Source organism: Paenibacillus sp. (assembly GCF_031177825.1).
GTDB lineage: Bacteria > Bacillota > Bacilli > Paenibacillales > YIM-B00363 > Paenibacillus_AE.
This window is the reverse complement of the sequence record NZ_JAPSKE010000012.1, coordinates 35,296-50,395: the sequence shown is the minus strand read 5'-3', so window position 1 is coordinate 50,395 and position 15,100 is coordinate 35,296. Positions and strand designations below refer to the sequence as shown.

17 protein-coding genes are annotated in these 15,100 nt (G+C 61.5%); 13 read left to right on the top strand and 4 right to left on the bottom strand.

All coding sequences use genetic code 11. The annotated features are described in order from the left end of the window. Nucleotides 1-115 precede the first annotated feature (115 nt). From RIN49_RS15385 to RIN49_RS15350, 8 genes are all read left to right on the top strand, one after another. The gene (locus tag RIN49_RS15385; protein WP_309121051.1) at nt 116-994 is read left to right on the top strand and encodes a helix-turn-helix transcriptional regulator; all 879 of its coding nucleotides are present in this window, start codon (nt 116-118) and stop codon (nt 992-994) included. Between the two features lie 264 nt (nt 995-1,258). Further along, the gene (locus tag RIN49_RS15380; RefSeq protein ID WP_309121050.1) at nt 1,259-2,365 is read left to right on the top strand and encodes a sulfate ABC transporter substrate-binding protein; all 1,107 of its coding nucleotides are present in this window, start codon (nt 1,259-1,261) and stop codon (nt 2,363-2,365) included. A 73-nt stretch (nt 2,366-2,438) separates the two neighbouring features. Continuing rightward, a complete protein-coding gene (locus tag RIN49_RS15375; RefSeq protein WP_309121049.1) occupies nt 2,439-3,260 on the top strand; it encodes an alpha/beta hydrolase in 822 nt (273 codons plus the stop codon). Nucleotides 3,261-3,287: 27 nt separating this feature from the next. Next, complete coding sequence (locus RIN49_RS15370; protein ID WP_309121048.1) at nt 3,288-3,476, top strand: YezD family protein; 189 nt, start codon at nt 3,288-3,290, stop codon at nt 3,474-3,476. Then, nucleotides 3,466-4,302: a sulfate ABC transporter permease subunit CysT gene (gene cysT, locus RIN49_RS15365; protein WP_309121047.1), complete on the top strand. Its 837-nt coding sequence runs from the start codon at nt 3,466-3,468 to the stop codon at nt 4,300-4,302. The genes RIN49_RS15370 and cysT overlap by 11 nt, the downstream gene beginning before the upstream one ends. An 11-nt stretch (nt 4,303-4,313) precedes the next feature. Then, nucleotides 4,314-5,219 carry a sulfate ABC transporter permease subunit CysW gene (cysW, locus tag RIN49_RS15360; protein WP_309121046.1) on the top strand — a complete coding sequence of 302 codons (906 nt, stop codon included), beginning with the start codon at nt 4,314-4,316 and terminating at the stop codon, nt 5,217-5,219. Continuing rightward, entirely contained in the window at nt 5,209-6,267 is a 1,059-nt protein-coding gene (locus RIN49_RS15355) for an ABC transporter ATP-binding protein (RefSeq protein ID WP_309121045.1), read from the top strand. Before cysW ends, RIN49_RS15355 begins: the two co-directional genes overlap by 11 nt. 85 nt (nt 6,268-6,352) lie before the next feature. Next, nucleotides 6,353-6,682, top strand: a complete 330-nt coding sequence (locus RIN49_RS15350; protein ID WP_309121044.1) for a winged helix-turn-helix transcriptional regulator — start codon at nt 6,353-6,355, stop codon at nt 6,680-6,682. Between the two features lie 57 nt (nt 6,683-6,739). On the opposite strand, the gene RIN49_RS15345 is transcribed toward RIN49_RS15350, so the two are convergent. Further along, nucleotides 6,740-7,201 carry a cysteine dioxygenase gene (locus RIN49_RS15345; protein WP_309121043.1) on the bottom strand — a complete coding sequence of 154 codons (462 nt, stop codon included), beginning with the start codon at nt 7,199-7,201 and terminating at the stop codon, nt 6,740-6,742. Between the two features lie 278 nt (nt 7,202-7,479). On the opposite strand from RIN49_RS15345, the gene RIN49_RS15340 reads away from it, so the two are divergent. Further along, complete coding sequence (locus RIN49_RS15340; RefSeq protein ID WP_309121042.1) at nt 7,480-7,830, top strand: MmcQ/YjbR family DNA-binding protein; 351 nt, start codon at nt 7,480-7,482, stop codon at nt 7,828-7,830. Here the strand turns inward: RIN49_RS15340 and RIN49_RS15335 are convergent. Both RIN49_RS15335 and RIN49_RS15330 read right to left on the bottom strand, forming a co-directional pair. After that, on the bottom strand, nt 7,820-8,674 hold the full coding sequence (locus RIN49_RS15335; RefSeq protein WP_309121041.1) for a helix-turn-helix domain-containing protein: 855 nt from the start codon (nt 8,672-8,674) through the stop codon (nt 7,820-7,822). The two genes, RIN49_RS15340 and RIN49_RS15335, sit on opposite strands and share 11 nt — an antisense overlap. Nucleotides 8,675-8,701: 27 nt before the next feature. Next, complete coding sequence (locus RIN49_RS15330) at nt 8,702-9,433, bottom strand: phytanoyl-CoA dioxygenase family protein (protein WP_309121040.1); 732 nt, start codon at nt 9,431-9,433, stop codon at nt 8,702-8,704. A 427-nt stretch (nt 9,434-9,860) separates the two neighbouring features. On the opposite strand from RIN49_RS15330, the gene RIN49_RS15325 reads away from it, so the two are divergent. From RIN49_RS15325 to RIN49_RS15315, 3 genes are all read left to right on the top strand, one after another. Next, complete coding sequence (locus RIN49_RS15325) at nt 9,861-10,625, top strand: sulfite exporter TauE/SafE family protein (protein WP_309121039.1); 765 nt, start codon at nt 9,861-9,863, stop codon at nt 10,623-10,625. An 86-nt stretch (nt 10,626-10,711) separates the two neighbouring features. Beyond that, complete coding sequence (locus RIN49_RS15320; protein ID WP_309121038.1) at nt 10,712-11,692, top strand: NAD(P)/FAD-dependent oxidoreductase; 981 nt, start codon at nt 10,712-10,714, stop codon at nt 11,690-11,692. A 41-nt stretch (nt 11,693-11,733) separates the two neighbouring features. Continuing rightward, nucleotides 11,734-11,994 (top strand): hypothetical protein, encoded by a 261-nt coding sequence (locus tag RIN49_RS15315; RefSeq protein WP_309121037.1) that lies wholly within the window; start codon nt 11,734-11,736, stop codon nt 11,992-11,994. Nucleotides 11,995-12,196: 202 nt separating this feature from the next. Here RIN49_RS15315 and RIN49_RS15310 read toward each other — a convergent pair whose 3' ends face one another. Next, entirely contained in the window at nt 12,197-12,982 is a 786-nt protein-coding gene (locus tag RIN49_RS15310) for a DUF2161 family putative PD-(D/E)XK-type phosphodiesterase (protein WP_309121036.1), read from the bottom strand. 210 nt (nt 12,983-13,192) lie between these two features. Here RIN49_RS15310 and RIN49_RS15305 point away from each other — a divergent pair, with 210 nt between their 5' ends. Continuing rightward, entirely contained in the window at nt 13,193-15,091 is a 1,899-nt protein-coding gene (locus RIN49_RS15305; RefSeq protein WP_309121035.1) for a PrkA family serine protein kinase, read from the top strand. Nucleotides 15,092-15,100: the final 9 nt, after the last annotated feature.

Here is a 15,100-nt window from a genome sequence, read left to right as displayed (position 1 = left end):
TATTAGGTTGATTTCATCGTAAACCGGCGGGCCGGCTTTGACTTCCTCGAACGTATCGAGTAGGATCGGAAACATTGATACGATTGAGAACGCTATGGGGGGCATGGGAACGAGGATGGGGAAAACGGCGTCGTCGCGTTGGATGTATTCGAACGACCGCGGGGAAGCCGCGTCGGACGTGCCCGAGCTCATTACGCTCGGCTACGATCGCTTCTCGGAAGCGATCCCGCTGCCGGACCATAGGCACGAGCGGTCGTACGAGTTCGTGTATATGGAGAGCGGAAGGGCGACGTGGGAGGTCGGCGGAGCCTCGTACGCCTCCCATGCCGGTCAACTGTTCCATACGCGCCCCGGCGAAGTGCACCGAGCGCGTTCGAACCATATCGAGCCGTGCTCGATCTGGTGGATGATCGTGCTCGATCCGGCCGAGACGATGGGATGGCTGCGTCTCGAGGAGGGGGAGCGGGTTACGCTCGCCGACGCCTTACGGGGAGCGCCTCGCGTCGCAACGATCGGACCGGGCGCGCTCGAGCCGCTGCGCCGCATGAGGCTCGTCTTGGAGCAAGGCGGGGCGCTGCGCGCGCTGGAGATTCGCACCGGCATCGTCGATCTGTTGCTTCGCGCGCTGCGGCCCGGGAAGGCGCCGGACCTGCCTCCGGATCTGAGCGAAGCGTTGGTCAAGCTGTGCGCCCGGATTCAGGCGGAGCCGGAGCGCCGTTGGACGACGGCCGAGCTCGCTTCGACGCTCGGCGTCAGCGACTCTCACGTCTATCGCGTCTTCCGGGAAGCGGTGGGACAATCGCCGGCCACCTATATCGAGCGGGTCCGCGTAGAGCGCGCCTGCGAGCGGCTGCGCCGGCCGGACGTCTCGATCACGGAGGTCGCCTTCGAGCTGGGCTTTAAGACGAGCCAGCATTTCGCGACGGTGTTCAAGCGCTACACCGGACTGACACCGTCGCAATGGCGGCACTCTTCCCGTCCGCAGACGCATTGAGTCGGCGGGCGTTTTTTATGTGGACTTTAATCCATTTTCGCGGGAAGAAGCTTCGGTTCGGACAGGATGCGTGGAGGGGGAAGGAGGATATTCCCCGACTAAAATTCATCTTGACAACATGTTTTCGGCGTATTGACAGTACAATTTCACGGGTGCTACGATTCATGTCATAAAACCCGACTAAACATATCGGGATTAAAGGAAATGTCCACCGGACCACCGGAGACCCTATAAATTTTAACTCTACGAGGGTGGGGAAACGAAATGAAGAAGGCATTCTTGTTGGTCATGGTAAGCGGATGGTTGGCGGTAACGACGGCATGCGGCGGAGGCACGGCGGGCACGGGCGCCGGGACGGAGACGCCGGCGGAGACGACGCAGGCTTCCGGCGGCGCGGCCGCCCCGGCGGAACCGGCGAAAGAAGCGGAGACGCCGAAGGAACCGGTGGAGCTGCTGAACGTATCCTACGATCCGACGCGCGAACTCTATGAAACGTTCAACGCCGCCTTCGCGAAGCATTGGGAAGCGGAGACGGGTCAGAAGGTTACGATCAATCAATCGCACGGCGGTTCCGGCAAGCAAGGCCGGTCGGTCATCGACGGACTCGAAGCCGACGTCGTCACCTTGGCGCTCGCGTACGACATCGACGAAATCCAAGGCGCGGGGCTGATCGCGGAAGGCTGGCAGGACCGCCTCGCCGACAACAGCTCGCCGTACACGTCTACGATCGTCTTCCTCGTGCGCAAGGGCAACCCGAAAGGCATCAAAGATTGGAACGACCTCGTTCGCGAAGACGTCGAAGTCATTACGCCGAACCCGAAGACGTCGGGCGGCGCGCGGTGGAACTTCCTTGCGGCGTGGGGCTACGCGCTGCAGCAAAACGACAACGACGAAGCCAAGGCGCAGCAATTCGTAACGCAGCTGTTCAAGAACGTGCCCGTGCTCGACTCCGGCGCCCGGGGCTCGACGACGACGTTCGTCGAACGCGGCATCGGGGACGTGCTGCTCGCTTGGGAGAACGAAGCGTTCCTCTCGATCAACGAGCTCGGCCCCGACAAGTTCGAGATCGTCGTTCCGTCGCTGAGCATCCTGGCGGAGCCTCCGGTTACGGTCGTCGACAAGGTCGCCGAGAAGCGCGGCACGACGGATGCGGCTGCGGCGTACCTAGAGTACCTGTACTCGGAAGAAGGGCAAGAAATCGCCGCGAAAAACTATTACCGTCCGCGTCTCGCCTCCGTCGCGGAGAAATACAAGGATCAGTTCCCGGCGGTGAACTTGCTTACGGTCGACGAGCATTTCGGCGGCTGGCAGGAAGCGCAGAAGAAGTTTTTCTCGGACGGCGGCATCTTCGACCAAATCTACCAACCATAATGCGAGGCGGGCGGAAATGATCGGAGTTTCTCCGACTGCACCGCCCAGTACCATAGAAGCGAGGTTGTTCCGAATGGAGAGACATATCGAGATCCGAAGCCAAGGCGCGCGCCTCGCGGCGACGCTGCACTACCCGCCGATGGAAGGGGCCTGGGAGCCGTCCCGCTTCCCCGCCGTCGTGATCTGCCACGGCTTCGCAGGCGACCGCATCGGAGAACATCGGCTGTTCGTGAAGGCCGCGCGAGCGTTCGCGAGCGCCGGGTACGCGGCGCTGCGGTTCGACTACGCCGGCTGCGGCGAGAGCGGCGGCGATTACGGCGATACCGGCATGGACGATTGGATCGCCCAGACGCGCTGCGCGCTCGACTACGTGCTGGATCTCGACTTCGTCGATCCAAACCGCGTCGCGCTGCTCGGACACAGCCTCGGCGGCGCGGTCGCCGCGCTGACGGCCGCGCGCGATAAGCGGGCGAAGACGCTGGCGCTATGGGCGCCGACCGGCCACCCGTTCCAAGACATCGTCGGCATCGTCGGCAAGGCCGCGTACGAGGAAGCCGTCACGCAAGGCGAAACCGAATATTTGGGCTACGCGCTGAAGCCCGCGTTTTTCGCTTCGCTGGCGACCTGCCATCCGTTCCGAGAAGCTCGGACGTTCGAAGGCGATGCGCTTCTCGTGCACGGCACGGCGGACGCCGTCATCCCCGTCGAGTACAGCTTCTTGTACCAGAAGGTGTTCCGGACGCGAAGCGGCGGGCAGTGCGAGAAAGAAATCATCATGCAAGGCGATCACGTCTTCTCCGGCCGAGGGCACGCGGAGAGGGCGATTCGAACGACGCTCGATTGGCTGCGGCAGCTCGACAAGCAGAAGACCGAATGGTTCGGCTGGATGATTTAAATACGATTGTACGGAGGGACCCGAGGGATGAAACAAACGAACGAGTGGGATTCGGCCTGGCTGAAGCGGATCGCGGACAGTCTCGCCGGCATTAAATACGGCAGCGTCCAGATCGTCGTCCACGACGGAAAAATCGTGCAAATCGAACGTACGGAAAAGCGAAGATTCGATTCCGCGACCAGACATGCCGGAGGCGAAGGAGTCCTTGAAAACTAGGTTCATACAGAAAAGCATCTTGCCCGGCTTTGGGCTGACCATGGGGTTTACGCTGCTTTACCTTAGCATCATCGTGTTGATTCCGCTCGCCGCGGTCGCCCTGAAGGCGACGGGCGCCGGCTGGGCGGAGCTGTGGAACGCCGTCTCCAGCGACCGCGTGCTGGCCTCGTTCCGCATTACGCTGCTAGCGTCTTTCGCGGCGGCGATCGTCAACGTCGTCTTCGGCTTCCTCGTCGCCTGGGTGCTGACGCGCTACTCGTTCCCGGGGAAGCGGTTCGTGGACGGCATGATCGATTTGCCGTTCGCGCTGCCGACCGCAGTCGCGGGCATCTCGCTGACGGCGATCTATTCGCAGAACGGCTGGATCGGCCGATGGCTCGAGCCGCTCGGCATCAAGGTCGCGTTCACGCCGATCGGCATCACCGTGGCGCTCATCTTCATCGGGCTGCCGTTCGTCGTGCGCACGGTGCAGCCGGTCATCGGCGAGTTGGAAAAGGAAATCGAAGAAGCGGCCGTCAGCCTCGGCGCGAAGCGTTGGCTCACGTTCCGCAAGGTGTTGTTCCCCGAGCTGCTGCCGCCGCTCCTTACCGGCTTCGCGCTCGCGTTCTCCCGCTCCATCGGGGAGTACGGCTCCGTCGTCTTCATCTCGGGCAACATGCCGATGAAAACCGAAATCGTGCCGCTGCTCATTATGACAAAGCTTGAGCAGTACGATTACACGGGAGCGACGGCGATCGCGCTCATGATGCTCGTCTTTTCGTTCTTGCTGCTGCTGCTCATCAACGTCCTGCAGTGGTTCAGCCATCGCCGGTTCACATCGAAATAGGAGGGATTCTCATGGCCGGATACGTAACGAATCATGGGGCCGGCGCCGCGACCGGGGCGCGGCCGAAGCATCTGACCGAGCCCCCCGTCGTTCGATGGCTGCTGCTCGGCGCAGCATTCTTGTTCTTAGGTCTCGTTTTGGCGCTGCCGCTGGCGGCGGTGCTCGTCGAGGCGCTCTCCAAAGGCGTGCAAGTGTATGTCGCATCGATTACCGAACCGGACGCCCTCGCGGCGATCAAGTTGACGCTGTTGACCGCGGCGATCGCGGTGCCGCTCAATACGATCTTCGGCGTGGCGGCCGCCTGGTCGATCGCGAAGTTCCAATTCAAAGGGAAGAACCTGCTCATTACGCTCATCGATCTGCCGTTCGCGGTGTCGCCGGTCATCTCCGGTCTCATCTTCGTCTTATTGTTCGGCGCGCAAGGGCTGCTCGGGCCGTGGCTGCAGAGCCACGATATCAAGATCGTCTTCGCGCTTCCCGGCATCGTGCTCGCGACGATCTTCGTCACCTTCCCGTTCGTGGCGAGGGAGCTGCTCCCCGTCATGCAGGCGCAGGGCAGCGGCGAGGAGGAAGCGGCGGCGAGCATGGGAGCCGGCGGATGGCGCATTTTCCGGAAAATTACGCTCCCGAACATCAAATGGGGTTTATTATACGGCGTCATTCTGTGCAACGCCCGCGCGATGGGCGAATTCGGGGCCGTCTCGGTCGTCTCGGGCCATATTCGGGGTTTGACGAACACGGTGCCGCTCCATATCGAAATTTTGTATAACGAATATCAGTTTACGGCGTCGTTCGCGGTCGCTTCGCTGCTCGTGCTGCTGGCGCTCGCGACGTTGATCGCGAAGAGCTTGATGGAATGGAAACACCGGGCGATGCTGGCCGGGGGAACGAAAGGGGAGGACGCGCATGCGAATTAAGGCGGAAGGGCTGACGAAGCGGTTCGGCGATTTCGAAGCGTCGAAGGGGGTATCGTTCGAGATCGAGGACGGCAAGCTGATCGGCTTCCTGGGTCCGAGCGGCGGCGGCAAAACGACGATTCTGCGCATGCTGGCGGGCCTCGAGACGCCGGACGGCGGCGAGATCCTCTTCGACGGACGCCGGGTGAACGACGTACTGCCGCAGGAGCGCGGCATCGGGTTCGTCTTCCAGAACTATGCGCTGTTCCGGCACATGACCGTCGAAGGCAACATCGCGTTCGGGCTGACGGTGCAGAAGCGAAAGAAGGACGTCATCGCGCGGCGCGTCGCCGAGCTGATCGAGCTGACGGGGCTGCGCGGTCTCGAGAAGCGGCTGCCGCATCAACTGTCGGGCGGCCAGCGCCAACGCGTCGCGTTCGCGCGGGCGCTCGCGCCGGAGCCGAAGCTGCTGCTGCTCGACGAGCCGTTCGCCGCGATCGACGCGAAGGTGCGCAAGGAGCTGCGGACGTGGTTGAAGGAGATGATCCGCCAAGTCGGCATCACGACGATCTTCGTCACGCATGATCAGGAGGAGGCCGTCGAGGTGGCGGACGAAATCATGATCATCCACGGCGGCCGATTGGAGCAGCAAGGTTCGCCGCTTGACATCTACCAGCGTCCGGCGACGCCGTTCGTCGCGGGCTTCGTCGGCGAAACGAACGTACTGGAACGCCCGGACCGACTGAAGGGCTTCGAAGAGATCGGGCGCGTCGACCGCGCCGTCGTGCGGCCGGAGTTCGTCGAGGTGGGGACGGCGAAGGAGCTGTCGTTCCCGAACGCGTCCGAGCAGGGCGTCGTGAAGGACGTCACCTTCCGGGGCCGACATTGGCAGATCGACGTGCAGCTCGATGCGGGCGTCGTGACCGCTTACCGGTCGCTCGAGCGCGAGGCGCTGAAGCCGGGGGACGCGGCGTGGACGCTCATCCATCGCATCTACACGTTCGACGGCGACCGCTGCGCCGTCGTCGAGAACGGCATGAAGGTCGATCCGATGCCGGTGCATATATAAAATTCGGAACGATGTTCGGCTCGGATTGAGGATGTATTCCTGCGGCTCTCGATGGTATACTTTCTATATAAAGAAGGTGAACCCGATGAACCCATCGAATCTGTCGCAGTTATGTCCTCGCTTCGAGAAGGCGATGGAATTGTTAGGCAAGCGCTGGACCGCGCTCATCATCTTTGCCCTTCTCCCGGGACCGCAGCGATTTCACGCGATCGAAGCGTTTATCCCGAATTTGAGCGGCAAGATGTTGACCGAGCGGCTCCGGGAGTTGGAAGCGGAAGGCTTGATTCGCCGCGACGTCTATCCGGAGATGCCCGTACGCATCGAGTATTCCTTGACCGAGAAGGGCAAGGCGCTCTCTCCGCTGTTCGAAGACATCGGACGCTGGGCCGATCAATGGATCGAACCGGCCGAATGAAAAACACCCCATTGCGGTCTCTGAAGCGGACCTCTCGCAATGGGGTGTTTTTTTACGCTAGTCGTAGCGGGTCATGCCGCGAAGCGGCGGAGCGTAGACGTGAAGGGACACGAGCCGCGCGTCGCCGTCGTTCCGCATCCGGTGGATGACGCCGGCGGGCGAAGGCATCCGTTCCCCCGCGCGATGAGCGTCGGCCTCGGCGAGGCGAAGCCGGCCGTCCGGATCGAAGCGGAACACTTCGTTCGTCATCCGCCCTTCGACGACGACGGCGCAGCCGATCGAGTCGCCGTGATCGTGGATGGCGGTTCGCGCCCCCGCCGGCAAGTGAATGACGATCGCCTCCATCCGCTCGTCGGCGTACACGACGTTCCTGCCGTACGCGTGGCCGTCCGGCTCCGTGACGTGCGGACGCACGAGCGCCTTCAGCTCCGGTATGCCGCTTAACGCTTCCCCGATATTCTCTTCGGACCAATCTTCAACCCTGCCGAATTGCTTCCGGATACAATCGCTCAATTCCATGAATACCCTCTCCCGGTGAATCGGATATTGAGATCGTTTACAATGTTCTTCTGCTATATTTCTATTAAATTGCGGTAGTCGAGGTTCCGGCAGCGTCGACGGCGGAGAAGGACGAAGCGCGGCCTTGAGAGGCGATTTGCGGGCGAACGCCTATGGGTATGTTTCAAAGCGGCGGAAAGCGGCGGTTGCAAGCGGCGAGAGGGGAACTTTACAATGAAGGGAATCGGAGTCGAGTCGTACATATTGCCAAAAATATTTTTTCGGGGGGGACAAGCCGTATGGATCGCGAGACGGTGACGAAGTGGTGCGCAGACAAGCCCGGCGCTTGGGAGGATTACCCGTTCGGACCGGAGCCGCTGGTCATGAAGGTCGCGTCGAAGATGTTCGCGCTGATCGGCGGGGGAGAGCCGGTCCACCTGTCGCTCAAGTGCGACCCGGAGACGGCGCTCATGCTGCGGCATGAATTCGATGCGGTGAAGCCGGGGTATCATCTGAACAAGACGCATTGGAATACGGTCGTTCTCGACGGCACCGTGCCGGAGAAGGACGTGCGCTGGATGATCGACCATTCGTACGCGCTCGTCGCGAAGTCGCTGCCGAAGCGGGAGCGGGAGTCGCTTACGAATTGACGGGCGTTCGGCGCTGCCGGAATGCCCGCGGAGAGGCGTCGAAGCGGGATTTGAACGCCTTTTCGAAATGAGAGACGGTGTTGAAGCCTGACGCATAACAAATTTCCGTTACCGGAAGCGCCGTGGCCGTAAGCAAGGAAGCCGCGAATCGAAGACGCTGCTGCTGGAGGAACGACTGGAACGTCGTCCCGACTTGCGCGCGGAAGCATTCGGAGAAGTGGCCCGCGGAAAGACCGGCGTACGTAGACACGTCCGAGAGCGAGATCGCGTCGCGGAAGTGGCGTTCGATATAAGCGATCGCCCGCCGGATCGACGGATGCCCGGGCTGCGGACGGACGGCGCCGCCGCCTTGGGCCGTCCTCGCTCGCCGGGCAAGCTCGATGAGGAGCCGCTCGAGAGCGCCTTGGATGAGAAGATCGCTGCCGAAGCCCGGCTCTCGCGACTCCGTCCACAGCCGCTCGCAGGCGTCGACGAGGGGCGGCATGTCCCGTTCTTCGAAGTCGAACGCATACTCCCGCGCTTCATGGAACAGCAGCGCATACAGTTCGTCCCGAAGAAACTGCCGGGTGAAGATGACGTTGTACAAGCGGAGCGTCTCTCCCCCGCCTGGGAGCAACTCGTGGAAGTCGGCGGGCGACAGCAGAAACATCGTCCCTCGCCGCATCGGTCCCGGCGCGCCGTTCAGCACGTGAGTGCCTTCGCCCGACGCGACGAGCGCCAGCTCGTAAAACTCATGCCAATGGACGCGAATGGGGACGCCGATCTCGTGTTTGAACATGCGGAAAGGGGACGACAGCGTTAAATACCGCTCGTTCGTCAACCGTTCCGGATGCCGTCGGTCCATCGCAGCCGCCCCCTTTTCCTATAAAGATTATAAGTGCACGAACGGATTGTTCCCCGCTACGTCCTTCCCTCGCGCCAACCACACCTTAAATCCCGGATTTTTCTCGGGAATGACCCTTGCTTCGGTAGAAAAGTACCGCATCGTATACCCGCACCGTCGATTCGAGCTCTTATTGGCTTCAGCGCCGTGCACGATCCGCGAATCGTGCAGGGAGCATTCCCCGGGCTCCAGCTCGAAGTACACCGCCTTCGACTTGTCGATCGACTTGATCTCCGTCGAGAAGATGTTCTCGTTCGAATCGACCGCCTCGTATTCCGAAAATCCGTTATGATGCGTCCCCGGAATGACGCGCATGCAGCCGTTCTCCCGCGTACTGCGGTCGATCGCGAGCCAGACCGTAACGATCTTGTCGAAGCGGGTGAGCCGTCCGTTCCAGTAGGCGGAATCTTCGTGCCACGGCGTCTGCTTGCCGACGAACGGCTCCTTGCAGATGAAGTGGCTCGACCATAGACCGATGTTCGGGCCGATGAGCGGCTCCACGAGGTCGAGCACCTGGTCGGCCAGTAGAAATTCAAGCAGCCGTTCGTCCCGGAAGTGAGGCGTATCGAGCTCGCTGTTCAGCTTCCGTCCGACCGCCTCCCACTGTTCCTCGAAGATGTCGGATAACGCTTTCATTTTCGCCGGGGAAAATAGCTGTTTCTTATGCAGTACGTACCCGTTCTCGCGGTAATGTCGTACGTCTTCCGCCGTAAGCGACATAGGGAACCCCTCCTGATCGTCGATTCGTTCCCGTTTATCATAGGACACGGAGGATGCGGAGGGCTTCGCGTTCGTTCGGGAATACTACGCTTATCTTCGGATATCGAAGCAAAAAAGAAGACCGTCTCCGCCGGGGCGGGACGGTCTTCCGGGGCGGCTTACAAGCCCTTCGTCTTATCGTCGTTGTACGACGAAGTAAAGATCGTGACCAAGAACAAGGTCAGAACGAGCATAACGATCCAGAAAACCATGGAAAAAGACACGGCTCGGACCTCCTTTAACGTTTCTCTATGTCCTCCATTATAACGCCAACGCGCGGAAAAAGGAAACGACCGTTCTGTGAAAACTTTTCGCTTTACAAGACGAGCTTATTAATCTTATAATTCCTATTAATATACTAGGGATTAAGAGAGAAGCGGGTGGAGACATGGATATCACGACAGCGATTATCGGACTATGCGTCGGCTTCCTGGTGGGGCTTACCGGCGTCGGCGGCGCCGCGCTATTGACGCCCGTTCTGATTTGGTTCGGGTTTCCGGCGACGGTGGCGGTCGGCACGGATTTATTTTATAACTCCATCACGAAATTATTCGGCGGGTTCCAGCATTGGCGGCAGCATACGGTAAAGTGGAAGCTGGTCGGGTATCTCGCGAGCGGCAGCATCCCGGGGGCGGTCATCGCCGTCGGTCTGTTGAAGGTGTTCGATCGATTTTTCGACAACCAGGAACATGTCATTCGCACCGCGCTCGGCATAATGCTCGTCGTCGTGGCGGCGGCGATCCTGCTGCGCTTGATTGGTTGGAAGACCGAGAAGGAGAACAAATGGCAGGCCAAGCCCATGGAGGAGAAGAAGTGGCTGACGGTCGGCATCGGCTTCGCGCTCGGCTTCGTCGTCGGATTGACGTCCGTCGGCTCGGGCTCGCTGTTCGCCATCGCGATCATCTACTTGTTCCGGCTTAAGTCGTCCGAGGTCGTCGGCACCGATATCGTGCACGCCTTCTTCCTCGTGACGGTGGCGGGCGCGCTCCACGCCGGCATGGGCAACGTCGACTACGGTCTCGCGTTCAACCTGCTTATCGGCTCGGTGCCCGGCGTGTTGGTCGGCAGCGCGCTAAGCACGAAGGTGCCGTCGAAGCCGCTGCGCGCGGTGGTGGCGACGCTCATTCTGCTGAGCGGCATCAAGCTTATATAGTTCTACATCAGATAGGGCACCCTAACGCCTATAGCGCGGTTTCGGCTTCGATCGAGACGCGACGGCAGAGAGGGGTGTCTTTTCTTATGTACGATTGTATCATCGTGGGCGGCGGCATCGCCGGGCTGCAGGCGTCGATCCAGCTCGGGCGTTACCGTCGGAAGACGCTGGTCATCGACCGGGGGGACGGGCGTTCGACGTTGTGCCGGAACTACCATAACGTCCTTGGCTACCCGGAAGGCGTCAGCGGGGAGACGCTTCGCGCGCTCGGTCGTCGGCAAGCGCAAGGATACGGCGTTGAGTTCGCGGAAGGGGACGCGACGAAGGCGGAGAAGTACGAAGCCGGCTTCCTGATTACGTGCGAGACGGAGCATAGTTTGCCGACGACGTACGAAGGGAAGACGCTCCTGATCGCCACCGGCGTCATGGACCGGCTTCCGGACTTGCCCGGGCTGCGAGGCTGCCTCGGGTTGACCGTCTTTATTTGTCCCGATTGCGACGGGTACGAGACCCGGGACAAGCGTACGCTCGTGCTCGGATCCGGGAACGCGGGGGCGTCGATGGCGCTCGCGCTCACCTACTTCTGCAACGAGCTGCTCTTCGTGAATCATGAGCGGAAGCCCGTGGACGCGTCGCTCGCCGAGAAGCTGCGGAACGCGGGCATCCGAACGGCGGACGCCGCGATCGAGCGCGTGCTGACGGAAGGGGAGGAGACGTTGGGCCGGTTTCGCGGCGTCGCGCTCGCTTCGGGAGAGACGCTCGAAGCGGAGCGGGCGTTCGTCGCCTTCGGCGGCAACGAGGTCCGGACCGATCTCGCGAAGCAGCTGCACGTCGAGCGGATGGAGACGAAACATATCGTAACGGATCCCCGGACGAAGATGACGAGCGTCCCCGGGGTCTGGGCGGCGGGCGACGTCGGGGTGCACTCGGAGCAGCTCGTCATCGCCATGGGCGAAGGGCTGCAGTCGGCGATCTGGATGCATAAGTGGCTGCTCGCCCGGGAGAAAGCGTCCGCGGGGGCGCCGCCGACTCCGGCGCATAGCTTGGTCGGCGCGGGCAAACCCTAATCCGGTACAGGTCGAACGATAGCAGAGAGGATGGATGAGCAATGAAGAACGATGCGAAGATCACCCACGCGGAAAACGAGCTGCACCGCATGAGCGCGACCGAAGTCGCGTTGGACGATCGGGGCCTAAGCGGAAACAACGTCGCTTCCGTCAATAAGGAGACGGCCGGCAAGGAGGCGCTTCGTTCCATGGCGCTGAACGAGACCGACAAGCGGAAGCTGACCGATCTCGAAACCGGGGACGAGAGCGATCCGGGCGACCGCGCGAGCGTGCCGCGCGGCACATGGCCGTACGACGAGTAAACGACGCCGTCGATGGAGGTAGCCGGGGAATGCGTTCTCCGGCTATTTTGGCGTGCGCGGGGGCGGAGGCTGTAGTCGGAGAGGGGGTCTCAAGGGCGGCGCGACAATTCATGCCCGCGGCAGAGGGGCGTTTTACCTGAGCAGTGGGAACCGCCTTAGAATAGAGGCCGGGGGAAGGCCCCCGGCAGCCAGGCCGGGCCGGCTATTCGCGCGCGTCGCCGGCGCCGGCGGAGGCAACGACTTCGGCGAACTCGCCGAGCGCTTCCTCGCCCGCGGGCGTCAGCGCGTAGACGCCGCGCGACACGCGACGGAACCAGCCGTACACGTTCCGGGCCAAGATCGATCGCGCCATGTCGCTGGCGATCAGATCCCGCACCTGCCGCGGCGCGAGCGGCCCGTGCGTATGCAGCGCTTCCGCGCAGCGGAGCGCTTTCTCCCGGTAGGCGGTCACGAGCTTCCGCCCGGTTACGCCGCCGGCGTTGTAGTCGCCCGAGCGCTCGCGAAATTCGTCGAGCACCCGCGCCGTCCGCCGCCCAGGCGACTTCGGCGGACCGCCCGGACCGGCGAGCCGGCCCCCGGCCGCCGCTTCGTCCGGACCCGCCGGATCGCAGTGCAGCTCCACGAGCGCCGGCTTGCGCTTATATAGTTTCACCGTGAGCAGCCCGAGGCCGAGCAGCCCGCACAGCCGGCGCAGCTCGGAGATCGCGAAGGCGTTCCTTCGATCCGACCGCTCGGCGGCCACGTAGACATACGGCGTCAACGCCCGCCGTTCCACCGCCTGGAGGAACAGCGATAGGTTGAACCGCTTCTTCAGCTCGACGACGACCGGCCATGATTCGCCGTCCCGCACGGCGACGACGTCGCAGCCGCGCACCTCGCCCCTCACGGCGTAGCCCTGCGTCTCCAGCCAGCGTTTCACCGGCGCGTACAGCTCGGTTTCCGCCTTCGCGCGGACCGCGGCTTCGTCGGTGGACAACCTTTTCCCCATAGCTGCCTTCTTCCTTCCGCCTCATGTTCGTCCCCGTATTATAGCATGCGTCCCGCTTGCCTTCTCCGAAATTTGTACGAATTTTCAGGTCAAGGTTTCTCGCCACGGCGCATAGACTGAATTACGGCACCAAACAAGGTAACTGTGAATGTCCCTCCACTACCCAGGTGCATTGCAGCTCTTCCAGCGTCCGAGAAGGAGGTTAGTTCTATGGACAACATACTTAAGCGTATTTCGCAGTATCGAAGTGAAGAGGAACAGCTGGCGTGGTCCGGCACGTTCGCCGAGTACCTGAACCTCGTCCGCGAGAAGCCGCATCTTGCGATGACCGCCCATTCCCGCGTGTACGAGATGATTAAAAGCGCAGGCGTGGAGACCGTAGACGGCCAAAACCGATATATGTTTTTCGAGAAAGAAATATTCGGTCTCGAACGCGCGCTGGAGAAACTGGTCGAGGAATACTTTCACTCGTCGGCCCGACGGCTGGACGTGCGCAAGCGCATCTTGCTGTTAATGGGACCGGTGTCCGGCGGGAAGTCGACGATCGTGACGCTGCTAAAGAAAGGGCTGGAGCAATTTTCGCGGACCGAGCAGGGCGCCGTCTACGCGATCGAAGGGTGCCCGATGCACGAAGAGCCGCTGCACCTCATCCCGCACGGGCTGCGTCCGGAAATCGAGAAGGAGCTCGGGGTGAAAATCGAAGGCAATCTGTGCCCGTCGTGCCAGATGCGCCTGAAGACGGAATACGGCGGCCGCATCGAAGAGATGCGCGTCGAGCGGGTGCTCATCTCCGAGGACAATCGGGTCGGCATCGGCACGTTCTCTCCGTCGGATCCGAAGTCGCAAGATATCGCGGACCTGACCGGCAGCATCGACTTCTCCACGATTACGGAGTACGGCTCGGAGTCCGATCCGCGGGCGTACCGGTTCGACGGCGAGCTGAACAAGGCGAACCGGGGCTTGATGGAGTTCCAGGAGATGCTCAAGTGCGACGAGAAATTCCTATGGAATCTGCTGTCGCTGACGCAGGAAGGCAACTTCAAGGCGGGGCGGTTCGCGCTCATCAGCGCCGACGAGCTGATCGTGGCGCATACGAACGAAACCGAGTATAAAGCGTTCATCGCGAATAAGAAAAACGAAGCGCTGCAGTCCCGGATGATCGTCATGCCGATTCCGTACAATCTGAGAGTGTCCGACGAGGAAAAGATTTACGCGAAGCTGATCGGCAGCTCCGACATGAACCACGTACATATCGCGCCTCACGCGCTTCGGGCGGCGGCGATGTTCTCGATCATGACGCGGCTCAAGGAATCGAAGAAGCAAGGCATGGACCCGGTCAAGAAGATGCGCATGTACGACGGCGAATCGATCGAGGGGTACAAGGCGGCGGACGTCAAGGAGATGCAGAACGAATTCCTGGACGAAGGCATGAGCGGCGTCGACCCGCGCTACGTCATCAACCGGATTTCGTCGGCGCTCATTCGGCACGACATGACGTGCATCAACGCGCTCGATGTGTTGCGGGCGATCAAGGAAGGCATGGATCAGCATCCTTCGATCACGAAGGAGGAGCGGGAGCGGAATCTGAACTTCATCTCGCTGGCGCGCAAGGAGTACGATTCGCTGGCGAAGAAGGAAGTGCAGAAAGCGTTCGTCTACTCGTTCGAGGAGTCGGCGAAGACGCTGTTCGAAAATTATCTCGACAACGTAGAGGCGTACTGCAACTGGTCGAAAATTCGCGATCCGCTCACCGGCGAGGAGATGGATCCGGACGAAAGACTGATGCGGTCGATCGAGGAACAGATCGGCATCTCGGAGAACGCGAAGAAGGCGTTCCGCGAGGAAATCCTCATCCGCATGTCGTCCTACGCGCGCAAAGGCAAGACGTTCGAGTACGGCACGCACGACCGGCTGCGGGAAGCCATCGAGAAGAAGCTGTTCGCGGACTTGAAGGACGTGGTGAAGATTACAACCTCCACCAAGACGCCGGACGAGACGCAGCTGAAGAAAATGAACGAGGTCATCAAGCGACTTATCGACGAACACGGCTATTGCCCGACGTGCGCCAACGAGCTGCTGCGGTACGTGGGAAGCCTGTTGAATCGGTAAGCGGGCCGT